This is a genomic window from Lysobacter antibioticus HS124, assembly GCF_000336385.2.
In the GTDB taxonomy this organism is placed as follows: domain Bacteria; phylum Pseudomonadota; class Gammaproteobacteria; order Xanthomonadales; family Xanthomonadaceae; genus Lysobacter; species Lysobacter firmicutimachus.
Window position 1 is genome coordinate 15,124 of the sequence record NZ_HG424531.1, and the last position, 26,350, is coordinate 41,473.

Consider the following 26,350-nt stretch of genomic DNA (forward strand, 5'->3'; position numbering starts at 1 on the left):
CGCCATGTCCGGCAACAGCCAGTTCGCTTACTACCTGCAACTCGCCCTGCGCAGCTTCAAGCGCAACCGCGTCCTGACCGCGCTGATGGTGCTGGCGATCGCGCTCGGCATCGGCGCGTCGATGACCACCCTGACGGTATTCCACGTGCTGTCGGGCGACCCCATTCCGGACAAGAGCGAGCGTCTGTTCTATGTTCAGCTCGACGCCGCCGACCTGCACGGCTTCAAGCCCGGCGAGGAGCCCGAATCCCAGCTGACCCGCTTCGACGCCGAAGCCCTGCTGCGCGAAGGCCGCGCCGAGCGCCAGGCGCTGATGTCCGGCGGCAACGTCGTGGTCACCCCGGCTGGCGGCCAGTCGTCGAAGATCAGCGAGGCGCGCTACACCAGCGAAGGCTTCTTCGACCTGTTCGACACGCCGTTCCAGTACGGCCGCGGCTGGACCCGCACCGAAGACGAGGGCCGCGCCCGGGTGGCGGTGATTTCGCGCGAACTCAACCAGACCCTGTTCGGCGGCGGCAACAGCGTCGGCCGCACGGTGCGGGTGGAGAACGTCGACCTGCGCATCGTCGGCGTGCTCGACGATTGGCGCCCGGTGCCGCGCTTCTACGACCTCAACCTGTCGCGCTACGGCGAGCCGGAAGAACTGTTCGTGCCGTTCTGGACCGCACGCGATATCGGCCTGGAACACAGCGGCAACCGCAACTGCTGGGCCGATTCCGGCGGCGACCAACTGTCGGCCACGGCGCCCTGCGCCTGGGTGCAGTACTGGGCGCAAATGGACCCGGCCCAGGCCGGCGCCTACCGCGACTACCTGGGCGCCTACTCCGAACAGCAGCGCAAGGCCGGCCGCTTCCAGCGCCCGCCCAACCCCCGCCTGCGCGATGTCATGCAGCACCTGGAGCACAACAAGGTGGTGCCCAACGACGTGCGCCTGCAGGTCTGGCTGGCGTTCGGCTTCCTGCTGGTGTGCCTGATCAACACCGTCGGCCTGTTGCTGGCCAAGTGCCTGCGGCGTTCGTCGGAGATCGGCGTGCGCCGCGCCCTGGGCGCCTCGCGCCGCGACATCTTCCTGCAGTTCCTGGTCGAGTCCGGCACGCTCGGCGTGGCCGGCGCGGCGCTCGGCCTGGGCCTGGCCCTGCTCGGACTGTGGGCGGTGCGGCAGAACCCGGCCCAGTACGCACAGCTCGCGCATCTGGACGGGACCATGCTGCTGACCACCTTCGCCCTGTCGATCGGCGCCAGCGTGCTGGCCGGGCTGCTGCCGGCTTGGCGCGCCTGCCAGGTGACGCCGGCGATCCAGCTCAAGTCCCAGTAACGCGCGCGCCGCGACCCAGAAACGAACCGCCGCCGGCGACGTCCGGCGGCCTCGACGGAGCACCCCATGGACATCCGCCCCATTCTTTCCACCCTGCGCCGGCACAAGACCGCCGCCGCGCTGATCGTGCTGGAGATCGCGCTGGCCTGCGCCATCGTCTGCAACGCGGTGTATCTGATTTCGCAGCGCCTGGAACGCATGGACCGCCCCACCGGGGTCGCCGAAGAGCGCCTGTTGCGCATCCAGACGGTCAGTCCCGGCAAGAACCGCAACGATTCGGCGCGCGTGCAGGAAGACGTGCAGACACTGCGCGGCGTACCCGGCGTCATCTCCGCCGCTTCGGCCTCGCAAATTCCGCTCGGCGGCTCCAGCAGCAACAGCGGCGTGCGCATGAGCCCCGACCAGAAGGACAACAGCTTCAACGCCTCGGTCTACCTGGGCAGCGAGGACCTGGTCGAGACCATGGGCCTGCGCCTGATCGCCGGGCGCGATTTCCTGCCCGGCGAATACCAGAACATGGAAACGATCGAAGCGTCCTTCGACGAGGGCCGCATTGCGGTGGCGGTGGTCAACCGCCGCTTTGCCGAACGCCTGTTTCCGGGCGCCACGCCGGCGACGGCGCTCGGCAAGCAGTTCTACAGCTGGGGCAACGCTCCGATCACCGTGATCGGCGTGGTCGAGGAACTGCTGCGCCCCAACGACTACGGCAACGGCCAGTACTCGATGATCTTTCCGGTCCGCCCGCATTGGAGCTGGTCCAACTATCTGATCGCCACCGAACCGGGCCGGCGCGCGGAAGTGCTCAAGGCCGCGGTCGCGGAGCTGCAGCGCGTCCGTCCGGGCCGGGTGGTGCTGAAGGAGAACACCTTCGCCGAGATCCGCGAAGAGTATTACCGCCAGGACCGCGCCATGGCCTGGCTGCTGTCGGGGGTGATCCTGGCCCTGCTGATCGTGACCGCGCTCGGCATCGTCGGCCTGGCCAGCTTCTGGGTCCAGCAGCGCACCAAGCAGATCGGCGTGCGCCGCGCGCTGGGCGCCACCCGCGGCCAGATCCTGCGCTACTTCCAGACCGAGAACTTCCTGCTGACCACGATCGGCATCGCCCTGGGCATGGCCCTGGCGTTCGCGATCAATCTGGGCCTGATGAAACTGTACGAGCTGCCGCGGCTGCCGGGTTGGTACCTGCCGGTCGGCGCGCTGTGCCTGTGGCTGCTCGGCCAGCTCGCGGTGTACGGACCGGCGCGGCGCGCGGCGATGGTGCCGCCGGCATTGGCGACGCGTTCGGCCTGAGCTCAGGGACAGAGGGGGCGAGCGCACTCACCCCCTCCGCCCCCGCCACACTGTTCCTTCCTTCGCCCGGCCTGGCGCCGGGCGCTCGGCAACGGCGCGCCTGCGCCGCCCCGCCTTCTTTCGCCACGGAGCCCGCCATGAGTCCGATCGCCCCGCGTCCTCGTTCTCGCCTGCGCCACAGCGCGCTGGCATTCACCGTGCTCGCCTTGCTCGCGGGCGGCGTCGCGCACGCCGCAGAAACCGCGCCGGCCGCGGCATCGCGGACCGCGGCCGTCGACGACGTCGCCGCCCGCACCCGCGCCTTCAACGCCCTGATCGACGAGCATTGGGAGGGCATGCTGCGTCTGTTGCCGGAACAGGCCAGCTTCTTCGGCGACTATCGCTACAACACCCAGTGGAGCGACTTCTCCCTGGCCGGGGCCGAACGCCGCCAGGCCTTCGGCCGCGACATGCTGCAACGGGTTCGCGCGGTCGACACTCGCGGCTTCGCCGAGGCCGATCTGCTCAACCACCGTCTGCTGGTGCGCTGGATCGAGAACGACCTGCAGTCCTACGCGATCAAGAGCCATCTGATGCCGCTGGACCAGTTCAACGGCAGCCACCTGTTCCTGACCATCATCGTCAAAGCCTTTCCCTTCAACGATACCCGCCAGTACGACGACTATCTGGTCCGGCTGCGCGCGATCCCGCGCATCCTCGACCAGGTCACCGAAGTCGCGCGCCAAGGCGCGCGCGAAGGCCTGATGCCGCCGCGCTACCTGCTGGAGAAGATCGTCGGCCAGTGCAACGGCATCGCCGACGCGGCCGGCGAGAACAGCGTTTTCGCCGCCTCGCTGAACAAGTTCCCGGCCAGCGTGCCGCAGGCCGAGCGCGAGCGCCTGCGCAAGCAGATCCTGGAGGTCGTCGACGGCGAAGTGCGCCCGGCCTATCGCCGCCTGGCCGAATTCGTCGCCAAGGAATATGCGCCGCAAGGCCGCAGCGAGTACGGCGTGTGGTCGCTGCCGAACGGCGATGCCTACTACCGCTACCAGATCGAGCAATTCACCGGCTCGTCGCTGAGCGCGGAGCAGATCCACGCCCTGGGCCTGAGCGAAGTCGAAAGGATCGAACGCGAGCAGACCCGGATCGTGCGCGAGCTGGGGTATGCCGACCTGAAAACGGCGCGCGAGCGCATGGGCCGCGACCCGGCCCGGCACGCGCAGTCGCGCGAGCAGATCCTCGAGCTGTATCGCGGCTACCTGGCCAAGATGGAACAGCGCCTGCCGGAGCTGTTCGGCACCCTGCCGCAGACCCGCGTGCAGGTGCAGGCGGTGGAGGCCTGGCGCGAGAAAGAGGCCTCGGCCGCGCAATACATGCCCGGCACGCCGGACGGCGCGCGCCCGGGCCTGATCACGGTCAACACCGGCGAACCGGAGCAGCGCCTGCTCGGCACCATCGAGGCCATCGCCTATCACGAGGGCGTGCCGGGCCATCACCTGCAATCTTCGATCACCCGCGCGCTGCCGGCGCTGCCCAAGTTCCGTACCCTGACCGGGCAGTTGGCCTTCATCGAAGGCTGGGGCCTGTACTCGGAAGACCTGGGCAAGGAGATCGGTTTCTACCAGGACCCCTACAGCGATTTCGGCCGGCTCTCGCAGGAGCTGGTGCGCGCCAACCGGCTGGTGCTCGACACCGGCATCCACCACAAGCGCTGGAACCGCGAGCAGGTGGTGCAATGGATGCGCGATCACTCCGACATGGAGGAGCCCAACATCCAGGCCGAGACCGACCGCTACATCGCCTGGCCGGGCCAGGCCCTGGCCTACAAGATGGGGCAGTTGAAGATCCGCGAGCTGCGCGCCCGTTCCGAACGCGAACTCGGCGAGCGCTTCGACATCCGCGCTTTCCACGACCAAGTGCTCGGCGGCGGCGCGCTGCCGCTGGACGAACTGGACGCTCGGATCGGGCGCTGGATCGCCGCGAACCGACCGCACGGCAACGCGCACGACGCGGCCAAGTAAGCGCCCGGTCGAGCTCCGGGCAAGACCGGCGTTCGCCCGCCATGGGCGACGCTGGCATACTCCACGCACTACGGCGGCGCGGTTTCGCGCCGTCGCACGCACAATGGAATCCCGATGCGCACGGTCTTGGTCATCGACGACAACCCCGCGGTCGCCACCGCTCTGGACCTGCTGTTCGGCCTGCGCGAGATTCGGGTGATCGCCGCGCAATCGCCTGAGGAAGGCCTGGCGTTGCTGGCGCGCGAAGACGTCGGCCTGGTGCTGCAGGACATGAACTTCAGCGCCGACACCACGTCCGGCCAGGAAGGCGTGGCCCTGTTCCGGGCGATCCGCACGCGCCATCCCGACCTGCCGATCATCCTGCTGACCGCCTGGACCCATCTGGACATCGCGGTCGACTTGGCCAAGGCCGGCGCCGCCGACTACCTGGCCAAGCCCTGGGACGACCAGAAGCTGCTCGCCAGCGTCGAAAACCTGCTCGAACTCGGCGCCAGCACCCGCGAGGTCTCGCGCCTGCACGAGCAGCGGCGCAAGCGCCACCGCGACCTGGAAGCGCGTTTCGACCTGCGCGGGCTGGTGTTCGGCTCCGAACGCCTGGCCGCGGTGATCGAGTTGGCCGGTCAGGTCGCGCGCGCCGACGTACCGGTGCTGATCACCGGCCCCAATGGCGCCGGCAAAGAGAAGATCGCCGAAATCGTGCAGGCCAATTCGGCGGTGAAGTCCGGTCCCTTCGTCACCCTCAACTGCGGCGCGATGCCTACCGAGCTGATCGAGGCCGAATTGTTCGGCGCCGACGCCGGCGCCTACACCGGCGCCAACCGGTCGCGCGAAGGAAAATTCGAGGCCGCCGACGGCGGCACCCTGTTCCTCGACGAGATCGGCAACCTGCCGCCGGCCGGACAGATGAAGCTGTTGCGCGTACTCGAAACCGGACGCTTCGAACGCCTGGGTTCCAACCGGGAGCGCCAAGTCAGCGTGCGCGTGATCAGCGCGACCAACGCCGATCTGCCGGCGATGATCCGCGATGGCCGCTTCCGCGAAGACCTGTACTACCGACTCAATACGATCCAGATCGACATTCCGCCGCTGGCCGAGCGCCGCGACGACGTACTGCCTTTAGCGCGGCATTTCCTCCAGGCCAACCCGCTCGGGTCCGGCAAGCGACTGGGCGAGGACGCCGAACAGGCCCTGCTCGCCCACGCCTGGCCGGGCAACGTGCGCGAATTGCGCAACACGTTGCAGCGTGCCGCCCTGCTGGCGCGCAGCCAGATCATCGGCGCGACCGATCTCGGCCTGCCGTTGCCGGCGTCCGGCGCGACCGGCAACGGCGCTGCCGACGAACCCGATCGCGCGGCGATCGAGGCTGCGCTGGAGCGCGCCGGCGGCGTGCTGGCGCAGGCCGCGAGCGAACTGGGCCTGTCGCGGCAAGCGCTGTATCGCCGCCTCGACCGCCTCGGCATCCGGCGCGACTGAGGCCGCCCGCATGCGCCGTCCGTCCCTGAGCCTGGTCTTCGCCGCGATCGCGCTGATCTACCTTGCCGCGGGCGCGGCCGCGACCTTGTGGCTGTCGGGCTATCTGTCCAATCGCTGGCTGGCGCTGGCCATCGTGCTCGCGATACTGGCGCCGCTGCTGATCTACCACGTGCGGCGCGCGTTCGCGCCGATGAATTCGCTGTTCCGCGCGCTCGCCGGCTCGGTGGCCAGCTACCGCGACGGCGACTATTCGATCAGCTTCCACTGGACCGGCGGCGGCGACCTGGGCGAACTGGTCGCCAGCCACAACCGCCTCGGCGATGCGCTGCGCGAGCAGCGCCTGAGCCTGGTCCAGCGCGAGCTGCTGCTCGACACCATGGTCCAGAACACGCCGGTGGCGATGCTGCTGGTCGATCCGAGCCGGCGCATCGTTCACGGCAATCTCGCCGCGCGCAAGATGCTCGGCGAAGGCCGGCGCCTGGAGGGCCAGGATTTCGCCGAACTGCTGGCGCGCGCGCCGTGGCCGATGCAGGAGGCCTTCGAGCGCGGCGGCGACGGCATGTTCAGCGTCGGCGACATCGAGAACGAAGAGATCTATCACCTGTCGCGGCGCATCTTCCGTCTCAACGGCCGCGCCCACGAATTGGTGTTGCTGCGTCAGCTCACCGCCGAGCTGCGCCGGCAGGAAGTGCAGACCTGGAAGAAAGTGATCCGGGTGATCAGCCACGAGCTCAACAATTCGCTGGCGCCGATCGCCTCGCTGGCCCATTCCGGCGCCGAACTGCTGCGGCGCGGCCAGCACGAACGCCTGCCGACCGCGCTGCAGACCATCGAAGAGCGCGCGCGCCACCTGGAAGGCTTCATCCGCGACTACGCCCGCTTCGCCAAGCTGCCGGCGCCGCGGCTGCAACCGATCGAGTGGTCGCGGTTCATCGAACAACTGCGCAGTCAGGTCGCCTTCGTCTACGACGGTGTGCCCGGCGAAGCGGTGGCCCGAGTCGACGCGGCCCAGCTCGAACAGAGCCTGATCAATCTGCTCAAGAACGCGCACGAATCGGGCTCGGCGCCGGACGAAGTGCGGCTGCAGCTGCGTCGGGTCCAGGACGCCTGGCGCATCGACGTGCTCGACCGCGGCAGCGGCATGAACGATGCCGTGCTCGCCAACGCCCTGCTGCCGTTCTATTCGACCAAGCGCAACGGCACCGGCCTGGGACTGGCGCTGGCGCGCGAGATCGCCGAAGCCCATGGCGGCCGCATCGCCCTGCTCAACCGCCAGGGCGGCGGGCTATGCGTGTCGATGGTGCTGCCGGACTGAAACGCTCGCCCGCGCCGCGCGTGCGCGCATTGCCTGGCCGAGCCGATCGCAGCCGCAGCCGCGATGGCTCCGCCGCCGCTGCTACGGTGCGCAGCGAGCCGGCGCGAACCAATCGTCTGCGCCACGCCGTGGCCGATCCGGCTCCGATGCGCGCGCATCGGTTGCCATCGTGCCGACGCCTGGCGGGCCGGCTCGACTTTCCGCTCCCGGTTCGCGTCTACCGCGATTGCCGAGCGCGGACTCGCCGATTCGCGAACGAGCGCATGGTCTTGGCGCGGCGCTTGACCCACGCTTGCGCGGCGATACGCATCGCAACCAACTCCCGCACGAATTCCGCCGCGCGAACCGTAGGGTGAAACGCCCTGCGCTTCGTTTCTGGCGTGGACGTGCGCGTTCGACGATCGTTTCGCGTCCGCCAATCGAGCTGTTTTTCCAAACAATGGAAGAGGAGATTCGCCAATGCTTCGCAAATCTACGCTTTTGGCTCTCGGTCTAATGGCAATGCTCGCCAGTTTCGGCGCGTGCGCAGCGCGCAACGTCGTTTTCCTCAACAATCCTTCGCCGCAGGACGTCAAGGACATCGCCCACTATCGCGTGAAGAGCACGGGCAAACCGTTCTTTTCCGATCTGGTGCTGTTCGCCGCCAACATCAACGGCAGCACGCCCAATACGCCCGTGCTCTACTACAACACGGAGATGAGCACGATCCTGAATCAGAACATCGACGCCGTCCGCCAGTTGCAGAACAACGGGATCAAGGTGCAGATCTCGTACCTGGGCAATCATCAGAACGCCGGCTGGTCGTGCAACATGACCTCCAGGACCGCGACCAGGCTCGCCAACGCGATGGTCGCCGACGTGATCAAGTACGGGCTCGACGGCATCAGCGTCGACGACGAATACTCGACATGCTCGGGCAGCGCGAGTTCGTTCTATGCCGTACTCAAGGCGATCCGCGCCCACCCCTACTTCGGCGGCAAGACCCTGAGCAAGGCGCTGTGGTCGGACTCGCAGTACTTCCGCTCGCCCTACAACGCCGCCAATCAGCTGACCGAAGGCTACGAGATGACCTACGCCGGCAGCGTCGGTTACTTGGCCCCGTACGTCGGCTACGGCATGGCCAAGAGCAGCTTGTTCCTCGGCATCTCGCCGGAATTCAGCTCGGCCTCGCAGGCGCGGTCGATCGCCCAGAGCGTCGCCAACGGCGGCTACCAGGGCGTGATGATCTGGGCGCCGAACGCCTTCCTCGACCGGACCGCGGCGGCGCAGTACTACACCGAGATCGTCAAAGCCCAGGCCGGCGCCACCGAGTCGGTCGAATACATGCCTTGAGGCAGCACACTGAAACCCCCGGAGGTCCGCTTGCGCGGGCATGACGGGCGAAGCGGCGCGGGCGAAGCGGTTGCCTGCCTCGCGCGCAGCCCTTTCGCCGTCATCCCGCGCGAGCGGGGGCCCAGGGCGCCCGGACAGGTTTTACAGGTCTCTGCCCGACGCGCGCGCAAAGCGGCTGGAAGCGGAAAAGCGGAGCGCGCCTGCACCGCACGAAGTTCGCCCTGCGTCTTCCACGCGCGGATTAGGCCCCCCGCTCCGTCGCGACCGCCCCGACTGGCCTAGTCGCGCACCGTCCCGGATTCGATCAGCCGCGGCTCGGCCAAGGCACCACAGGCATCGTCGGCGCCGAACAGCAGCGTCGACGGGACCGCGCCGTAGTAGCCATCGCCCACCCGGTTGTCGCGGAACACGTTGCCGGCCGAGGGGCATTCCGGCCGCGGCAGGGTGCAGCGCTCGATGCAGTACCAATCCGAGTAAGCCGCGCGCTTTCCGGCCCGGTCGAAGACGTTGTCGGCCATCCGGTTGGCGTCGGCGCCGTCGCGGGTGCGGATCGCGTCGCCGTTGACCGCGACGAAACGGTTGCGTTCGATCCGGTTGGCGCTGGCGCCGTGGGCGAGGTAGATCGCGTGCAGATAGCCCGAGTACTCGCTGGGATTCTCGATCGACTCGAAGTGATTGTCGTACAAGCCGTTGTAGCGCGAATTGATCAGCCGCACCGCCGCGTACGAGTACGGCGCCGGACCCGCGCCGTAGCGGCCGCCGATGCGGACGAAGCGCAGGTTGCGCACTTCGTTGTAGCCGTTCCAGCCGCCGGCCGGGTCGTTGCGGTCGCCGACCAGATCGATGCCGAGCCAGTAGTTGGTCACGGTCAGATAGCGGAACTGCAGTTTCGACGCGCCGGCGGCGCTGCGCAGCTCGAACCAGGTGCCGGCGCTGCCGCCGCCATCGAACACCGGCCGCGCGCCCGCGCCGGGTGTCGGCAGGAAGCTGATGCGGTGACCGTTCAAGTACGTCCATAGGACCTGTTGGCCGCGGTAGGTCCCCGGCGCGATCCTTATCTCGATGTCCTCGCGCGGCGCATGGGCTTGCAGCAGCCGGTCGGCGCGGGCCAGCGTGCGGATCGCGGTCGCGGCGCTGCGTCCGTCGCGGGCGTCGTCGCCGTCGGCCGCCAGGTACAGGCGGAACACCGCCTGCGCCGGCGGCGCGCACAGCAAGGCGACTGCGGCCAGCGTCGCGCCGGCGAGCCTGGTGATCATCGGTCGGCCCCCGCGCGTCCCCCGCGCCAGGGCAGGCTAGCGCGCGCGTCGCGCGCGCTGCGGTGCCGCGCATCACGGAACGCGCCGCTCCGGCGCGTTCCGTGGCGTCGCGCTTACTTCTTCTTGACCGGGCGCTTCCAGCCTTCGACCGTGGCCTGGCGCGCGCGCGCCACGGTCAGTTCGCCGGCCGGCGCCGTGCGGGTGATGACCGAACCGGCGGCGATGGTCGCGTCCTTGCCGATCGTCACCGGCGCCACCAGCGAAGCGTTGGAACCGATGAAGGCGCCGTCCTCGATCGTGGTCACCGACTTGTTGACCCCATCGTAGTTGCAGGTGATGGTGCCGGCGCCGACGTTGACCCCGGCGCCGATCACCGCGTCGCCGAGGTAGGTCAGATGGTTGGCCTTGCTGCCGACGCCGACCCGAGCGTTCTTGGTCTCGACGAAGTTGCCGACGTGGGCGCCGTCGGCCAGCACCGTGCCCGGACGCAGGCGCGAATACGGGCCGATCTGCGCGGCGCCCTCGACCACCACGCCGTCGAGATCGCAATGCGCGCGCACTTCGGTGCCGGCGCCCAGGCGCACGTCCTTGAGCCGGCTGAACGGACCGATGCGCACGCCGTCGCCGAGTTCGACCGTGCCTTCGAGGACCACGTCGACATCGATCTCGACATCGCGCCCGACCGTCACCGTGCCGCGCTGGTCGTAGCGCGCGGGATCGGCCAGGCGCGCGCCCTGCACGCACAACGCACGCGCGGCGCGGCGCTGGAACGCGCGCTCGAGCTGGGCCAGCTGCCAGGGATCGTTGGCGCCTTCGACCTCGATCGGGTCGTCGACGTGGACCATCTCGGCCGCGGTGTACTCGGCCGCGGCCGAGCCGAACACGTCGGTCAGGTAGTACTCGCCCTGGGCGTTGTCGTTGCCCAGGCGCTCCAGCCAGCGCCGCAGCGGTTCGCCGTCGGCGACCAGGATGCCGGTGTTGACGGTGCGGATCGCGCGCTGCTCCTCATCGGCGTCCTTGTGCTCGACGATGCGGCCGACCCGGCCTTCCGGATCGCGCACGATGCGGCCGTAACCGGTCGGGTCGTCGAGATCGGCGACCAGCACCGCGATCCGCCCCGGTGCCGCGAGCAGGCGTTGCAGGGTGTTCGGCGCGATCAGCGGCACATCGCCGTACAGGATCAGCACGCGCGCGTCCTGCGGCACGTCCGGCATCGCCTGCTGCACCGCATGGCCGGTGCCCAGGCGTTCGCTCTGTTCGGCCCAGGACAGGTCGTCCTGGCCGGCGAACGCGGCCCGCACCTGCTCGCCGCCGTGGCCGTAGACCACATGAATGCCGGCCGGGTTCAGCGCGCGCGCGGTGTCGATCACGTGCGCCAGCATCGGCCGCCCGGCGATCTTCTGCAGCACCTTGGCGGTGGCCGACTTCATCCGCTTGCCCTCGCCCGCGGCGAGGATGACGATATGCAACTGGTTCATCGAATCACGAGCCATCGAGAATGTCCGATTCCTTGACGCGCATGCCGCGCCCGGGCCGAATCTTAGCAACTGTCGATTGCGGGACCCTGCATGTCCGCTGAGCGAGTTTCCTGGCGCCCCGCCGCCGCCGTGGCCCTGTTCTTCACCCTGCTCGCAGCCCTGGTGCAGCGCCAGGACGCGAACTGGGACCTGCGTAACTATCATTTGTATACGCCGTTGGCATGGCTGGACGGTCGGCTGCAGACCGACATCGCCGCGGCGCAGATGCAGACCTGGCACAACCCCATCGCCGATCTGCCGTTCGCGTTGCTGGTGCGCGCCGGCGCGGGCGGTTGGCTGGTGTCGCTATGGCTGGCGCTGCCGACCTTCCTCGCCCTGTCGTTCGGCTTGCGCCTGCTCGACCGCCTGTGGCCGGCGCAGCGCAGCCCGCTGCGCACTTGGATGGCCGGCTTGGTCGCGATCACCGGCGCGGCGGTCTATCCGGGCGCGGCGGCGACCTTCAACGACCACATCGTCGCCGCTTTCGTACTCGGCGGCCTGTGGTGGATGGCCGATTCGCAGTCGCGCCGCGGCGCCTGGAAGACCTGGCTGCCGATCGGCCTGCTCGGCGGACTCGCCGCCGGGCTGAAGCTGACGGCGGCGATGTACTGCCTGGGCTTCGTCGCCGCCGCGGCGCTGGCCGGGCCCTGGCGGCAGGCGCCGGCGCGGCTGTGCGCGCTGGCCGTGGGCGGACTCATCGGCGCCGCGCTGAGTTGGGGGCCATGGGGCTGGTATCTATGGCAGCACCACGGCAATCCGCTGTTTCCCTATTTCAATCACTGGTTCCATTCGCCCGACGCGCTGTTCGAAGATCGGCGCGACCTGCGCTTCCTGCCGCAGACCGCCTGGGACGCGTTGAACGTGCCGTTGCGCCTGCTGCGCAAGAGCAACGATTTCTCCGAGGCCTCGCTGGCCGACGCGCGCCTGCTGCTCGGCTTCGCCGCGCTCGCCGGCTGGCTGTGGGCGGGGCGCCGCCGCGATGGCGCGGCGGAATCCGCGGACAGCGCGCAAAGCGCGGCGCGGGCGCTGCGTTGGCCGCTGCTGGGCTTCGTCCTGACCAGCTACGCGTTCTGGCTCGGCGTCTACAGCATCTACCGCTATCTGCTGCCGCTGGAGCTGCTGTGCTCGCTGCTGATCGTCGGCCTGCTGTCGCAGGCGTTCGCGCGGCGCTGGACCCGTACCGCCCTCGTGCTCGGCGCGTTGCTCGCGATCGCGCCGACCAAGCATCCCGGCTGGGGCCGCGATCCGTTCCGCACGCCGATGATTTCGGTCGCCTTCCCCGCGCTGCCGCCCGGCAGCCTGATCGTGTCCAGCACCGAGGAACCGATCGGCCACGCCGCCGCGTTCCTGCCGCGCGAGGTGCCGCTGTACGCGATCCGCAACAACTTCATGGACCCGCAGCGCTGCACGCGCCTGCAACGACAGGTCGAGCACGGCATCGCGACGCATCCGGGGCCGCTGTGGCTGCTGCGTCCAGTGGCGGTCGATGCGATCGCCGCGCAGCGCATGAGCCTGTATGGGCTGCACCTGGACGGCGCTTGCCGTCCGATCGAAGACAGCCTGGCGCGATTGGAGCTGTGCCCGCTGCGGCGCGAGCCGTTCACTCCGATTTGTAACGCACCACCTGGTCGGTGATCAGGCGCAGGATCTCGTTCGAACGCCGGTTGACCGTGTCCAGGATCAGGCCGGTGGCCAGCAGGATGAACGCGGTCAGCGCCAAGGCCGCGGCGAGCACCGCGGTCGAAGGATGAGTGACCGCGCCGGTGAGGCTGTACTCGTGGACCACGAAAGCGCCGAAGCCGACGCTGGCCAGCGCCGCCAGCAGCGCGGCGGTGCCGAAGAACAGCAGCGGGCGCAGGTCCTTGAACAGAAAGCCGATGGTGCGCAGTACCCGGAAGCCGTCGCGAAAGGTGTTGAGCTTGGACTCGCTGCCTTCCGGGCGCACGCCGTAGGGCACGGTGCGCTCGCTGAGCACGAAGGCGTTGGCCATCGCGAACACGGTCATTTCGGTTTCGATCTCGAAACCGCGCGACAGCACCGGCATCGACTTGACGAAACGGCGCGAGAACGCGCGATAGCCCGACAGCACGTCGCGCACCGGTTGGCCGAACAGGCGGCCGATGCTCCAACGCACCAGCTTGTTACCGAAGCCGTGGAAGCGCCGGAACGAATCCGAATCGTGCTGTTCCAGGCGGGTGCCGACGACCATGTCGGCGCGGCCTTCGATCACATCCTCGAGCAGGGCCAAGGCGTGTTCGGCCGGATAGGTGTCGTCGCCGTCCACCATCAGGTACACGTCGGCCTCGACCTCTCGGAACATGGTCCGCACCACGTTGCCCTTGCCCTTGGCCGGCACCCGCCGCACCCGCGCGCCGGCGCCAAGCGCCAGCGCGGCGGTGTCGTCGCTACTGGCGTTGTCGAACACCCAGATCTCGGCATCGGGCAGCGCGCGGCGAAAATCGGCGACCACCTTGGCCACCGTTTTGGCTTCGTTGTAGCAAGGGATCAGGACCGCGCTGCGCAAACCGCCGCTCCGGGAGGCCATGGGATTGGGCGCGATGGTACAGGGTCGTGTGGCTAGAATGCGCGAATGCCCGGTTCCCAGTCCGCTGCCGTACGCTCCGCCCCCTTCGCCTCGCGCGAGGGCCGTCGCGCATGAGCCTGACCCGCCAGGGCCGCAACTACCTCATCTTCGGCGCCCTGCAGTACGTCCTCGACTGGGGCGTCATGGTCGGGCTCAGCCACCTGGGCATGCCGGTGGAGGCCGCCAACTTGGCCGGACGCATCAGCGGCGCCATGCTCGGGTTCTGGCTCAACGGCCGCTTCACCTTCGCCGGCGACGACACCACGGTGGGACGGCGCCAGTTCGGCCGCTTCGTGACCATGTGGATCGGCACCACCCTGGTCAGCACCTGGGCGGTAGGCACGGTCGACGACTACGCCGGGCTCCGATGGACCTGGCTGGCCAAGCCCTTGATCGAAATCGTCCTCGGCGGCGTCGGTTTCCTGATCTCGCGCCATTGGGTGTATCGGCGCTGAGGTTCGCGGACGTAGCGGCTGACCGCCGGCACCGCGATCGCACCGGATTGCGCTCGCGGCTGACCCGCTCCTACAGGGCGCGGACGCGCCACGCAGAAACGAAAACGCCGGCGCGGGGCCGGCGTTTTCGCATCGGGCCGCAGCGCGACCGATCAGTGCTTGACGTTCTTGCGCAGGCGCTCGAGCGCCTGCAACTGCGCCATCGCCTCGGCCAGCTTGGCCTGGGCTTCGGCGACGTCCATCTGCGGGCCGCGGTTGGCCAGCGCGCGCTCGGCTTCTTCCTTGGCCGCGCGCACGGCGGCCTCGTCGATGTCCTGGGCGCGGATCGCGGTGTCGGCCAGCACGGTCACGACCTGCGGCTGCACTTCGAGGATGCCGCCGGACACGGCGAAATCCAGCTGCTCGCCGCTGGGCAGGGTCACCACGACCTTGCCGGGCTTGAGGCGGGTGATCAGCGGCGCGTGCCGCGGGGCGATACCGAGCTCGCCGATCTCGCCGGTGGCGACCAGCAGCGTCGCTTCGCCGTGGAAGATTTCTTCCTCGGCGCTGACGATGTCGCAACGGAAGGTGGATGCCATGTCTCTCTCGCTTCGCTCGTTCGACGGGATTGGTGATTAGGGATTGGGGATTCGTAGATGCGACGTACGGAGATCGGCCTTCGCCGATCCCGAACCACGAGTCACGAATCCCGAGACGCCGTCAGGCGTCTCAGCCCACGCCCATCTTCTTGGCCTTCTCGACCGCTTCTTCGATGCCGCCGACCATGTAGAACGCCTGCTCCGGCAGGTGGTCGTACTCGCCTTCGACGATGCCCTTGAAGCCGCGGATGGTGTCCTTCAGCGACACGTACTTGCCCGGGGCGCCGGTGAACACTTCGGCGACGTGGAACGGCTGCGAGAAGAAGCGCTCGATCTTGCGCGCGCGGGCCACGGCGGTCTTGTCTTCTTCCGACAGCTCGTCCATGCCCAGGATCGCGATGATGTCCTTGAGCTCCTTGTACTTCTGCAAGGTGGCCTGGACGCGGCGCGCGGTCTCGTAGTGCTCCACGCCGACCACGTTCGGGTCGAGCTGGCGCGAGGTCGAGTCCAGCGGGTCGACCGCCGGGTAGATGCCCAGCGCGGCGATGTTGCGGCTCAACACGACGGTGGCGTCGAGGTGGGCGAAGGTGGTCGCCGGCGACGGGTCGGTCAGGTCGTCCGCGGGCACGTACACGGCCTGGATCGAGGTGATCGAACCGGTCTTGGTCGAGGTGATGCGCTCCTGCAGCACGCCCATTTCCTCGGCCAGGGTCGGCTGGTAGCCCACCGCCGACGGCATGCGGCCCAGCAGCGCCGAGACTTCGGTGCCGGCCAGGGTGTAGCGGTAGATGTTGTCGACGAAGAACAGCACGTCGCGGCCCTTGCCGTTGGCGTCCTTCTCGTCGCGGAAGTACTCGGCCATGGTCAGGCCGGTCAGGGCGACGCGCAGACGGTTGCCCGGCGGCTCGTTCATCTGGCCGTACACCATCGCCACCTTCGACTTCGACAGGTCGTCCTGCACGATGACGTTGGCGTCGGACATTTCGTGGTAGAAGTCGTTGCCCTCGCGGGTACGCTCGCCCACGCCGGCGAACACCGACAGACCCGAGTGCTCGGTCGCGATGTTGTTGATCAGCTCGAGCATGTTGACGGTCTTGCCCACGCCGGCGCCGCCGAACAGGCCGACCTTACCGCCCTTGGCGAACGGGCACATCAGGTCGATGACCTTGATGCCGGTTTCCAGCAGCTCGTTGCCCGAGGACTGGTCGGCGTAATCCGGGGCGGCGCGGTGGATTTCCCAATGCACGTCGCTTTCGACCGGACCGCGCTCGTCGATCGGCTCGCCGAGCACGTTCATGATCCGGCCCAGGGTGGCCGCGCCGACCGGCACCGACACCGCGCGACCGGTGTTGGTCGCGATCAGGTTGCGCTTGAGGCCGTCGGTGGAGCCCAGCGCGATGGCGCGCACGACGCCGTCGCCGAGCTGCTGCTGCACCTCGAGCGTGATGGCGGTGTTCTCGACCTTCAGCGCGTCGTACACCTTCGGCACCGCATCGCGCGGGAATTCCACGTCGACGACCGCACCGATGATCTGAACGATCTTGCCCTGGCTGCTCATCTTTGATTCCTCAGTAACTTTCAATGCTGCTCGTGGTCGCAGGCCGGCCGGCCGCGCCCACCGGATGGGTTAGACCGCCGCGGCGCCGCCGACGATTTCGGAGATTTCCTGGGTGATCGCTGCCTGACGGGCCTTGTTGTAGACCAGGTTCAAGGTGCCGATCAGCTTGGTGGCGTTGTCGCTCGCCGCCTTCATCGCGACCATGCGCGCGGCATGCTCGGAGGCCACGTTCTCCAACACCGCCTGGTACACCAGCGACTCGATGTAACGGGTCAGCACGTGGTCGAGCACGGTCTGCGCATCGGGTTCGTAGATGTAGTCCCAGTCGTGCTTGGCGACCTGCGTCTCCGGTTCCGGCAGCGGCAGCAGCTGATCGAACGCCGCGCGCTGGGTCATCGTATTGACGAAGTCGTTGTAGCAGACGAACACCCGATCGATGTTGCCGGCGCTGTAGGCGTCCAGCATCACCTTGATCACGCCGACCAGCTGCTCCAGGTGCGGCTGGTCGCCCAGATGGGTGACCGACGCCAGCATGTTGACCTTGATCCGGCGGAAGAACACCGAGGCCTTCTGGCCGATGGTGACCACGTCGACCTCGACGCCCTGCTCCTGCCACTTGCGGAACTCGCCGAGCAGCTTGCGGAACAGGTTGTTGTTGAGGCCGCCGGCCAGGCCGCGGTCGGACGACACGATCACGTAGCCGACGCGCTTCACGTCCTTGCGCTCGACCATGTACGGATGCCGGTAATCGGAATTGGCCTGGGCCAGGTGACCGATCACCTGCTTGATCACGCGCGCGTACGGGCGCGAGGTCTTCATCCGATCCTGCGCCTTGCGGATCTTGGAAGCCGAGACCATTTCCAGCGCGCGGGTCACCTTGCGGGTGTTCTGCACGCTCTTGATCTTGGTTTTGATTTCTCTGCCGCCGGCCATTGCTCGCTCCGCTCACGGGATTGGCGATTCGGGATTCGGGATTCGTTCGAACCGATCCCGCGTCTCTCTTCAGCCAATCCCCAATCCCGAATCCCTAATCCCGCCGGCTCAGTAAGAGCCGGTCGCCTTGAACTCTTCGATGCCCTTCTTGAAGGCGCCTTCGATTTCGTCGTTCCAGTCGCCGGTGCCGTTGATCTTCTCGATCAGCGCGCCGTTGGTGTTGACGAAGTGCGAGTGCAGCGCTTCTTCGAACGCGCCGATCTTGTTCACCGGCACGTCGTCCATGAAGCCCTTGTCGACCGCGTAGATCGACAGCGACTGCAGGGCGATCGGCATCGGAGCGTACTGCTTCTGCTTCATCAGCTCGGTCACGCGCTGGCCGCGCTCGAGCTGCTTGCGGGTGGCTTCGTCCAGGTCCGAGGCGAACTGGGCGAACGCCGCCAGCTCGCGGTACTGGGCCAGGGCGATACGGATGCCGCCCGACAGTTTCTTGACGATCTTGGTCTGGGCCGCGCCGCCGACGCGCGACACCGAGATGCCGGCGTTGACCGCCGGGCGGATGCCGGCGTTGAACAGGTCGGTTTCCAGGAAGATCTGGCCGTCGGTGATCGAGATCACGTTGGTCGGAACGAACGCCGAGACGTCGCCGGCCTGGGTTTCGATGATCGGCAGCGCGGTCAGCGAACCGGTCTTGCCCTTCACTTCGCCGTTGGTGAACTTCTCGACGTAGTCCTCGTTCACGCGCGCGGCGCGCTCGAGCAGGCGGCTGTGCAGGTAGAACACGTCGCCCGGGTAGGCTTCGCGGCCCGGCGGACGGCGCAGCAGCAGCGAGATCTGACGGTAGGCCACGGCCTGCTTGGACAGATCGTCGTACACGATCAGCGCGTCTTCGCCGCGGTCGAGGAAGAACTCGCCCATGGTGCAGCCCGAGTAGGCGCTGATGTACTGCATCGCGGCCGATTCCGACGCGGTCGCGGCGACCACGATGGTGTGGGCCAGGGCGCCGTTCTCTTCCAGCTTGCGCACCACGTTGGCGATCGAGCTGGCCTTCTGGCCGATCGCGACGTAGATGCACTTAATGCCGGTGCCCTTCTGATTGATGATCGCGTCGATCGCCATCGCGGTCTTGCCGGTCTGGCGGTCGCCGATGATCAGCTCGCGCTGGCCGCGGCCGATCGGAATCATGGCGTCGACCGACTTGTAGCCGGTCTGCACCGGCTGGTCGACCGACTTGCGCCACAGCACGCCCGGCGCCACGCGCTCGACCGGCGCGGTCAGGGTCGCGGCGATCGGGCCCTTGCCGTCGATCGGCTCGCCCAGCGCGTTGACGACGCGGCCCAGCAGCTCGCGGCCGACCGGCACTTCGAGGATGCGGCCGGTGGTCTTGGCGGTGTCGCCTTCGCTGAGGTGCTCGTAATCGCCCAGCACCACGGCGCCGACCGAGTCGCGCTCCAGGTTCAGCGCCAGGGCGAAGGTGTTGTTCGGCAGTTCGATCATTTCGCCCTGCATCACGTCGGCCAGGCCGTGGATGCGCACGATGCCGTCGGACACCGAGGTGACGGTGCCTTCGTTGCGCGCTTCGGCGGCCAGCTTGACCTTCTCGATGCGGGTCTTGATCAGTTCACTGATTTCGGACGGGTTGAGCTGGGTGCTTGCCATTGTCGTTTCCTTGGTCCTGCATCGCGATGGGCGACGCGCGGGTGCTTTCTTTTGTTTGGGATTGGGGATTGGCGATTCGGGATTCGTTCAAGCCTTGGCTTCTCGAATCCCGAATCCCGAAACCCGAATCCCGGCTTCAGCCGGCCAGCGCCGTCTGCAGGCGCGCGAGCTTGCCCTTCAGCGAGCCGTCGATGACGACGTCGCCGGCGTCGATCACCGCGCCGCCGATCAGCGAAGCGTCGACCGCGGTCTCGACTTCGACCTGGCGGCCGAAGCGCTTGACCAGCGCGGCCTTGATCGAGTCCAGCTCGGCCGCCGGCAGGTCGCTGGCGGAGGTGACCTTGGCCTTGACCACGCGGTCGGCGTCGGCGCGCAGCTCTTCGAACAGACCGGCGATTTCCGGCAGCAGGCCGAGGCGACGGTTGTCGGAGAGCAGCGCCAGGAAGCGCTGCACCGATTCGTCCGCGCCGTCGATCGCGACCAGGCCGACGGCGTCGGCCGCGCTCAGCTGCGGGTGGCCGAGGACCGCCTGCACCTGCGGGTCGGCGGCGACGCGCGCCGAAAAGGCGAGCGCCTGCGACCATTCGGCGGAGCGGCCGGCATCGCGCGCGAGCGCGAAGGCGGCGCGGGCGTACGGACGGGCGAGGGTGAGGTTCTGGCTCATCGCGTGGGCGTTCCGATCAGATTTCTGCGGCCAGCTCGTCGAGCAGCGCCTTGTGGGCGTTGGCGTCGATTTCGCGCTTGAGCAGCTTCTCGGCGCCGGTCACGGCCAGCGCGGACACCTGCTTGCGCAGGTCTTCGCGGGCGCGGTCGGCGGCCGCTGCGATCTCGGCGTCGGCCAGCGCCTTCAGGCGGGTGGCTTCGACCATCGCATCGGTCTTGGCCTGGTCGACGATCTGATTGGCGCGCTGATGCGCCTGCTCGATGATCTCGTTGGCCTTGGTGCGGGCTTCGCGCAGCGCGGCGTCGACGCTTTCCTGCGCCTGGGCAAGGTCCTTCTGGCTGCGCTCGGCAGCGGCCAGGCCTTCGGCGATTTTCTTCTGGCGCTCTTCGATCGCTGCATTCAGCGGCGGCCAAATGAACTTCATCGTGAACCAAACGAGGATCGCGAAGGAGAGCATCTGGCCGAAGAAAGTCATGTTGGGATTCATGACGGGTCCTCGACGTTGCTTACGTTGGGCCGGCGCTTGCCGGCCCGGATTGCCCGGTCCGCGCCCGCGGGCGCGGACCGACACGGATCAGCCGGCCTGCAGGACGCTGATCAGCGGGTTGGCGAACGCGAAGAACAGGGCGACGGCGAGGCCGATGATGAACGCCGCGTCGATCAGGCCGGCGAGCAGGAACATGCGGCCCTGCAGCATCGGCACCAGTTCCGGCTGACGGGCGGCGGATTCGAGGAACTTCGAGCCCATCAGCGCGATGCCGAGGCAGGCGCCGAGCGCGCCGAGACCGATGATGATGCCGATCGCGATGGCGGTCAGACCCTGAACGTTGGCGATGAACTCCATGGTGCTTCTCCTGGTAGAGGTAGTGCTAAACGGTGAAAGGGAAAACGAATGGGGGTGACGCGATTTGGAACCGGAATCAGTGACTCTCGCGGGCGCCGGCGATGTAGACGACCGTGAGGATCATGAAGATGAAGGCCTGCAGCAGGATGATCAGGATGTGGAAGATCGCCCAGGCGGCGTTGGCGAGCACGCCCGGCACGAAGGTAGCCACGCTGCCCATCAGGCCGGCGATGAGCATGAACACCAGCTCGCCGCCGTACATGTTGCCGAACAGTCGCATCGCGAGCGAAACCGGCTTGACCAGCCACTCGATAATGTTCATGACCAGGTTGACCGGGACCAGCGCGAGCTTCATCGGGCCGTGGGCGTGGAACGGCGCGGTGACCAGTTCCTTGCCGAAGCCCAGACCGCCCTTGGCCGAGATGGCGTGGCCGATCAGGATGAAGAACACCGAGGTCGAAATCGCGAACGTGGTGTTGAGGTCGGCGGTCGGAACCGCGCGGAAATAGGTGTGGTGCGCGGCTTCGGCGCCGGCGAAGGTGTGGACCAGCCAGCCGAACAGGTCGAGCGGCAGCAGGTCCATCGTGTTCATGAACGCGACCCACATGAAGATGGTCAGCGCCAGCGGCGTCACCGAACGGCGGTCGCCGTGGAAGGTGTCTTTGACCTGGCCGTCGATGAACTCGAGGATGATCTCGACGAAGGCCTGGCCCTTGCTCGGCACCCCCGCGGTCGCCTTGCGCGCCGCCAGACCGAACCAAAGGATGAATAGCAGGCCGAGCACCAAGGCGACGATCCACGAGTCGAAATTGAACTTCGACAACGCTTCGCTGCCAAAGACCTCACTGGTGTTGTGGGTCAAATGGTGCTTGATGTATTCGTTCAGGCCGCCCGAACCGGTCTGTTCACTCACGAAAGACACCTTATCGTTTCAAAAGATTGGCCAGCACGAAGCCCAGCGTCGCCGCGAGCAGTCCCACCAGCATTGGGAGTGGAGGCAAACGCCACCAGGCCATTCCAAGCCCCAGCACCGCCAGCACCGCCACCCACTTGAATATGACTCCGACCAGCAACCGCCCGACAGCCATCCCGGCCGGTTGCACGCCGCCCCCCAAGGCCATCCTGGCGGCTACGAGGCTGCCCACGGTCGCCGCCGCGCCGCCGACCGCCGCCGCCAGCGCATGCGTCGCGCCGAGGGGGAGGAAGGCCAGCGCCGCCAGCGCCATCGCGCCGGCTTGCCAGGCAATCGCGCGCGACGCCAGCCGGCGGCCTGCGGACAATGGATCGTGCACGCGGGTCTCGTCGGTCTGGGGAGTGGCGCAAAGCGCCCGTTAGAGCCGCAAAAGTATAGAACGCGGCCGACTTTGCGGCAACCGGCGACGTCACAGGGCGGTCAACGATTGTCCGGTCTATGGCTTCTATCGCGGCAGGCGGGTGACGGAGGCGGTCTTTCATGCCGACACTGTCGCCGGAACCCCGCCGTCGTTGAATTACCCGTGAGGTAAGCAGGCGACACGGCCCCCGCAACCGATAGGTGAAAGCTATCACAACGCGCTGTTTTTTCGATTTGCCTTTCCCCGGGACCGGCGTATTGTTGAGAACAATTCTCAACAAGGCCTCGCGCCATGACCAAGACCCTGAGCTTCGCCTGCGTGCATTTCTCGGTCGCCTTCCTGGTCGGCTACCTGATGACGGGCAGCGTCTGGGTCGGCGGCGCCCTGGCCCTGGTCGAGCCGGCCTGCAACACGGTCGCCTTCCACCTGCACGAGAAGGTCTGGAAGCGGATCGAGCGCCGCCGCGCCGCGGCCGCCTCCCCGGCGCTGGCGTCCTGAAGCGAATTCTTTGACGAACGGCGGAACCTTTCGCCGAGGCGCCGGTCAGTATTCGGGAACGCCCGCCGCCACTCTCTCCTCGTCAATGGCAAAGCAGCGGCGGGCACCCCGAAGCCCCGGCCTGATCCGCCGGGGCTTCGCCTTTAGGTCCGTTTTTTGCGTCTACGGGTTCGCTGTTTGAGACATCGCGCTTTGCCGCAACGGGCGAGCGACGCTTTTTTCACGGATGCGCTACTCCGCCGCGGGCATTGATGGACGCGACGGCACATGAATACGCCGTCATTCCCCCGCAGATCGCAGATGGAGTGCCTCCGTGACTTCCAGATTCCTGCCCTTGACGCTCGCGCTCGCCGCCGCGGGCGCCTGCGCCGCCCTGCCCGCGCGCGCGGAAGACGACCGCTTCACCGTGCGCCTCGGCGCGATGTCGGTCGACGCCAGCGGCGAACTCAGCGCCGGCACCACGTTCCGCGGCGATCCTTACCGCTTCAGCCAGGACTTCGATTTCGGCAGCGAGGAAACCGTGCCGCGGATCGAAGGGCTGTTCCGTTTCAGCGAACGCAATCGCCTGCTGTTCAACTACTTCGGCTACGACAAGAAGCGCCGCGCCACGCTCAGCGAGAACGTGTCCTTCGGCGACACCACCCTTCCCGCCGGCAGCTTCGCCGAGGCCAAGGCCAAGTTCGAACTCGCCAGCCTGGTCTACGACTACGCCGTGGTCGAAACCCAGACCGTCAGCTGGGGCCTGCAGATCGGCGTGGAGTACGCCAAACTCGAAGGCAAGCTGCGCGCCGCTTCCGGCCCCGACAGCTACCGCACCAGTTCCAGCGAAGACGGCTACGCGCCGGTCGTCGGCACGCGCCTGACCGTGGCGCCGAACGATCGCTGGCGCTTCGTCGTGCAGGGCCAGTACCTCGACGCCGACTGGGGCGACTTCGGCGATTACGAAGGCGACCTGAGCCGCGCCAATGCCCTGGTCGAATACCGCTTCACCCCGGCGATCGGCGCCTTCGTCGGCTACGACTGGTTCAAGATCGACGCGCGCCGCAGCGGCCGCGACGGCGTGCTCGGCCTGGACCAGCGCTTCAAGGGGCCGATGGCGGGGGTGACGTTCTCGTTCTGAATCCCCCGGCGCCGCCTCCCGTCGGGCGGGAGCGGCGCAGGCGGCCGTCCGAAGCGGCGGCCTGCCGCGCAGGGCCGAAGCCGTCCACGCCCAACGTTTGCCCACGAAGCTCGAAGACTCGCGGCTTCAGCGGCCGCGTTCGCACGCACCGCTTCGATCGACCGCGGCTCGCGCCGTTCCGGACCTGGCGAGAAGCGCTATAGGTCCGGCAGCCAGCCGTAAGGATTGTCCAAACGCTGGCGCAGGCAGGTTTCCAGCGCGGCGGGCATCAGGCCTAGGCGCGCGCGCCGCGCTTCCATCGCGGCCTCGTCGTCGCTCGGCGTGCGCACTACCCGCTTGCCGTCCCGATACTCGTGCGCGGTGCCGTAGCGCTGCGGTTGCCCGTCGTCGATCAAGGCCCGATCGATGCGCTCGGCGACGCCGTGCAGGTAATACGCCGGCGCCCCGGGCGAGGCGAGCTCGGCGCGAAGGAAGCGCTCGCCCGCCTCGCGCTGGAACGCCGCATCGTCGCGGACCGCGGTGATGCCGTACCACAGCACTTCCAGGCCGTCCTCGCCGACCTCGGCCAGCCCCGGCAGCGGATCGCGCCGGAGGAACTCGCGCATCTGCATGGCCTTGGCCTGCGCCTGGGCGCGCTCGGCGCGCACCTCGTCGGTGTCCGGATGCCCGAAAGCCTTGCGCAGCGACTGGTTGTAGTCGGCCATCGAAGCCTGCGACATCAGTTCGGTCGCGCTCGCACCGCCGGACCATTGCAGCAGGGCCGTCCGCAGTTCCGGGTCGCGCGGTTCGGCGCGCGCTTCGCGCCGGGCCTGCGCCCGCTGCGCGCGCGCGGCGGCCGCGTCGGACCAAGCCCGGCCGCCGGGGCAGTCCGCATAGTCTTGATCGGAGGGAAACTCCGGCAAGACCACGGTCGCCGCAGCGGGCGCGCAGATCGCCACGGCCACGGCCAGGCAAATCGCCCGCCATGCCGGCCGGAGCCAGTCCGCGGTGCCCAGGCGGCAACGAGAAGGGCCATGCGCGAATCGGATCGAACGAATCCAGGCCATCGACGTTCTCCTTGGCTTGCCTCGCTGGGACGCCTGGCTTGCCGCCAGGCGTCGCGTTGCCGCAGTTCCGTAGCGGCCGGCCCCTACCTCTCCAGAAGCCCGGCCCGGACAGCCGCTCCCGATGCGTGGCGCGGCCCGAGCCGCGCCGCCGCCGGGACGGCGCCGATCAGCCCTTCTTCTTCGGGATGTACAGATCGGTGATGGTGCCGTCGAACACTTCGGCCGCCATGCCGACCGACTCGCTCAGGGTCGGGTGCGGGTGGATGGTGTGGCCGATGTCGGCGACTTCGCAGCCCATCTCGATGGCGAGGGCGACCTCGGCGATCAGGTCGCCGGCGTGCACGCCGACGATGCCGCCGCCGACGATGCGGTGGGTGGCTTCGTCGAAGACCAGCTTGGTGAAGCCCTCGGTGCGGCCCAGGCCGATGGCGCGGCCGCTGGCCGCCCACGGGAACTTGCCCACCCCGACGCGCAGGCCCTTGGCCTTGGCTTCGGCCTCGGTGACGCCGACCCAGGCGATTTCCGGATCGGTGTAGGCCACCGACGGAATCACCCGCGCCACCCACTCCTTCTTCTCGCCGGCGGCGACTTCGGCCGCGAGCTTGCCCTCGTGGGTGGCCTTGTGCGCCAGCATCGGATTGCCGACCAGATCGCCGATGGCGAAGATGTGCGGCACGTTGGTGCGCATCTGCCGGTCGACCGGAATGAAGCCGCGCTCGGTGACCTGGACCCCGGCCTTGTCGGCGCCGATCTTGGCGCCGTTGGGCGCGCGGCCGACCGCGACCAGGACGCGGTCGTAGACGCCCGATTCCAGCGCCGGGGCCTTGCCGGCTTCGGCGCTTTCGAACGAGACCTTGATGCCGTCCTTCAAGGCTTCGGTGGCGGCGGCCTTGGTCTTCAGATGCACCGCCACGCCCTGCTTCTTGAGCCGGTCGGCGAGCGGCTTGACCAGGTCCGGATCGGCGCCCGGCATCAGCTGGTCCATGAACTCGACCACGGTGACCTCGCTGCCGAGCGCGCGGTACACGGTCGCCATTTCCAGGCCGATGATGCCGCCACCGACCACCAGCAGCCTGGCCGGCACTTCGGCCAGTTCCAGCGCGTCGGTGGAGTCCATCACCCGCGGGTCGTCCCAGAGGAAATTGCCCAGCTTCACCGCCTGCGAACCGGCGGCGATGATGCATTGCTCGAAACGGATCAGCTGAGTGCCGGCCTCGCCCTGCACTTCCAGCTCGTGGGCCGAGACGAAGGTGCCGACGCCGGTCACGGTGCGGACCTTGCGCTGCTTGGCCATGCCGGCCAGGCCCTTGGTCAGCTGGCCGACCACTTTCTCCTTGTACTTGCGCAGCGCGGCCAGGTCGATCGTCGGCTTGCCGAAGCTGACGCCGTAGTCGCCGGCGTGTTCGGCCTCGTCGATCACCGCGGCGGCATGCAGCAGCGCCTTGGAGGGGATGCAGCCGACGTTGAGGCAGACGCCGCCGAGGCTGGCGTAGCGCTCGACCAGGACCGTGTCCAGGCCGAGGTCGGCAGCGCGGAACGCGGCGGTGTAGCCGCCGGGGCCGGAACCGAGCACCAGCAT

At 68.1% G+C, this 26,350-nt stretch carries 24 protein-coding genes; 10 read left to right on the forward strand and 14 right to left on the reverse strand.

What is annotated here, in order from left to right:
- Positions 1-4: 4 nt before the first annotated feature.
- The 6 genes from TX83_RS15895 to TX83_RS15920 all read left to right on the forward strand — a co-directional run bounded on the left by TX83_RS15895 (position 5) and on the right by TX83_RS15920 (position 8,725).
- Complete coding sequence (locus TX83_RS15895; protein ID WP_064748949.1) at positions 5-1,315, forward strand: ABC transporter permease; 1,311 nt, start codon at positions 5-7, stop codon at positions 1,313-1,315.
- Positions 1,316-1,381: 66 nt separating this feature from the next.
- Positions 1,382-2,605, forward strand: a complete 1,224-nt coding sequence (locus tag TX83_RS15900; RefSeq protein ID WP_064748950.1) for an ABC transporter permease — start codon at positions 1,382-1,384, stop codon at positions 2,603-2,605.
- A gap of 137 nt (positions 2,606-2,742) precedes the next feature.
- On the forward strand, positions 2,743-4,605 hold the full coding sequence (locus TX83_RS15905) for a DUF885 domain-containing protein (RefSeq protein ID WP_079248260.1): 1,863 nt from the start codon (positions 2,743-2,745) through the stop codon (positions 4,603-4,605).
- Positions 4,606-4,719: 114 nt separating this feature from the next.
- Positions 4,720-6,078, forward strand: a complete 1,359-nt coding sequence (locus TX83_RS15910; protein ID WP_064748951.1) for a sigma-54-dependent transcriptional regulator — start codon at positions 4,720-4,722, stop codon at positions 6,076-6,078.
- A 10-nt stretch (positions 6,079-6,088) separates the two neighbouring features.
- Positions 6,089-7,393 carry a sensor histidine kinase gene (locus tag TX83_RS15915; protein WP_064748952.1) on the forward strand — a complete coding sequence of 435 codons (1,305 nt, stop codon included), beginning with the start codon at positions 6,089-6,091 and terminating at the stop codon, positions 7,391-7,393.
- Between the two features lie 501 nt (positions 7,394-7,894).
- Positions 7,895-8,725, forward strand: a complete 831-nt coding sequence (locus TX83_RS15920; RefSeq protein ID WP_064748953.1) for a glycosyl hydrolase family 18 protein — start codon at positions 7,895-7,897, stop codon at positions 8,723-8,725.
- 278 nt (positions 8,726-9,003) lie between these two features.
- Here TX83_RS15920 and TX83_RS15925 read toward each other — a convergent pair whose 3' ends face one another.
- Together TX83_RS15925 and glmU are read right to left on the reverse strand one after the other, a co-directional pair.
- A complete protein-coding gene (locus tag TX83_RS15925) occupies positions 9,004-9,981 on the reverse strand; it encodes a right-handed parallel beta-helix repeat-containing protein (protein ID WP_075575198.1) in 978 nt (325 codons plus the stop codon).
- A 113-nt stretch (positions 9,982-10,094) separates the two neighbouring features.
- The gene (gene glmU / locus TX83_RS15930; RefSeq protein WP_064748954.1) at positions 10,095-11,459 is read right to left on the reverse strand and encodes a bifunctional UDP-N-acetylglucosamine diphosphorylase/glucosamine-1-phosphate N-acetyltransferase GlmU; all 1,365 of its coding nucleotides are present in this window, start codon (positions 11,457-11,459) and stop codon (positions 10,095-10,097) included.
- A 90-nt stretch (positions 11,460-11,549) separates the two neighbouring features.
- Between glmU and TX83_RS15935 the strand changes: the two genes are divergently transcribed.
- Positions 11,550-13,133, forward strand: a complete 1,584-nt coding sequence (locus tag TX83_RS15935) for a glycosyltransferase 87 family protein (RefSeq protein WP_141233529.1) — start codon at positions 11,550-11,552, stop codon at positions 13,131-13,133.
- Here TX83_RS15935 and TX83_RS15940 read toward each other — a convergent pair.
- Positions 13,099-14,022 (reverse strand): glycosyltransferase, encoded by a 924-nt coding sequence (locus TX83_RS15940; RefSeq protein WP_087960743.1) that lies wholly within the window; start codon positions 14,020-14,022, stop codon positions 13,099-13,101. The two genes, TX83_RS15935 and TX83_RS15940, sit on opposite strands and share 35 nt — an antisense overlap.
- A 131-nt stretch (positions 14,023-14,153) precedes the next feature.
- Here TX83_RS15940 and TX83_RS15945 point away from each other — a divergent pair, with 131 nt between their 5' ends.
- On the forward strand, positions 14,154-14,537 hold the full coding sequence (locus tag TX83_RS15945; protein ID WP_064748957.1) for a GtrA family protein: 384 nt from the start codon (positions 14,154-14,156) through the stop codon (positions 14,535-14,537).
- A gap of 152 nt (positions 14,538-14,689) precedes the next feature.
- Here the strand turns inward: TX83_RS15945 and TX83_RS15950 are convergent, their stop codons facing one another.
- The 9 genes from TX83_RS15950 to TX83_RS15990 form a co-directional block, all read right to left on the reverse strand.
- A complete protein-coding gene (locus TX83_RS15950; protein WP_064748958.1) occupies positions 14,690-15,115 on the reverse strand; it encodes a F0F1 ATP synthase subunit epsilon in 426 nt (141 codons plus the stop codon).
- A gap of 130 nt (positions 15,116-15,245) precedes the next feature.
- Complete coding sequence (gene atpD, locus TX83_RS15955) at positions 15,246-16,673, reverse strand: F0F1 ATP synthase subunit beta (RefSeq protein WP_064748959.1); 1,428 nt, start codon at positions 16,671-16,673, stop codon at positions 15,246-15,248.
- Between the two features lie 69 nt (positions 16,674-16,742).
- Positions 16,743-17,606, reverse strand: coding sequence for a F0F1 ATP synthase subunit gamma (atpG, locus tag TX83_RS15960; protein ID WP_064748960.1), 864 nt, complete (start codon positions 17,604-17,606; stop codon positions 16,743-16,745).
- A 108-nt stretch (positions 17,607-17,714) separates the two neighbouring features.
- Positions 17,715-19,265 carry a F0F1 ATP synthase subunit alpha gene (gene atpA, locus TX83_RS15965; protein WP_064748961.1) on the reverse strand — a complete coding sequence of 517 codons (1,551 nt, stop codon included), beginning with the start codon at positions 19,263-19,265 and terminating at the stop codon, positions 17,715-17,717.
- A 136-nt stretch (positions 19,266-19,401) separates the two neighbouring features.
- Positions 19,402-19,929 carry a F0F1 ATP synthase subunit delta gene (locus TX83_RS15970; protein WP_064748962.1) on the reverse strand — a complete coding sequence of 176 codons (528 nt, stop codon included), beginning with the start codon at positions 19,927-19,929 and terminating at the stop codon, positions 19,402-19,404.
- Positions 19,930-19,945: 16 nt separating this feature from the next.
- The gene (locus TX83_RS15975; protein ID WP_064748963.1) at positions 19,946-20,416 is read right to left on the reverse strand and encodes a F0F1 ATP synthase subunit B; all 471 of its coding nucleotides are present in this window, start codon (positions 20,414-20,416) and stop codon (positions 19,946-19,948) included.
- A gap of 87 nt (positions 20,417-20,503) precedes the next feature.
- Positions 20,504-20,773, reverse strand: coding sequence for a F0F1 ATP synthase subunit C (atpE, locus tag TX83_RS15980; protein ID WP_064748964.1), 270 nt, complete (start codon positions 20,771-20,773; stop codon positions 20,504-20,506).
- Positions 20,774-20,849: 76 nt separating this feature from the next.
- The gene (gene atpB, locus TX83_RS15985) at positions 20,850-21,686 is read right to left on the reverse strand and encodes a F0F1 ATP synthase subunit A (RefSeq protein WP_064748973.1); all 837 of its coding nucleotides are present in this window, start codon (positions 21,684-21,686) and stop codon (positions 20,850-20,852) included.
- Positions 21,687-21,696: 10 nt separating this feature from the next.
- Positions 21,697-22,065, reverse strand: coding sequence for a hypothetical protein (locus TX83_RS15990; RefSeq protein ID WP_075575199.1), 369 nt, complete (start codon positions 22,063-22,065; stop codon positions 21,697-21,699).
- A gap of 333 nt (positions 22,066-22,398) precedes the next feature.
- On the opposite strand from TX83_RS15990, the gene TX83_RS15995 reads away from it, so the two are divergent.
- Complete coding sequence (locus TX83_RS15995; protein ID WP_064748966.1) at positions 22,399-22,605, forward strand: DUF2061 domain-containing protein; 207 nt, start codon at positions 22,399-22,401, stop codon at positions 22,603-22,605.
- 313 nt (positions 22,606-22,918) lie between these two features.
- Positions 22,919-23,725 (forward strand): hypothetical protein, encoded by an 807-nt coding sequence (locus tag TX83_RS16000; RefSeq protein WP_064748967.1) that lies wholly within the window; start codon positions 22,919-22,921, stop codon positions 23,723-23,725.
- 197 nt (positions 23,726-23,922) lie between these two features.
- On the opposite strand, the gene TX83_RS16005 is transcribed toward TX83_RS16000, so the two are convergent.
- The gene (locus TX83_RS16005) at positions 23,923-24,771 is read right to left on the reverse strand and encodes a hypothetical protein (RefSeq protein ID WP_141233530.1); all 849 of its coding nucleotides are present in this window, start codon (positions 24,769-24,771) and stop codon (positions 23,923-23,925) included.
- A 166-nt stretch (positions 24,772-24,937) separates the two neighbouring features.
- On the reverse strand, positions 24,938-26,350 hold a 1,413-nt coding region (gene lpdA / locus TX83_RS16010; protein WP_064748969.1), incomplete at its 5' end, for a dihydrolipoyl dehydrogenase.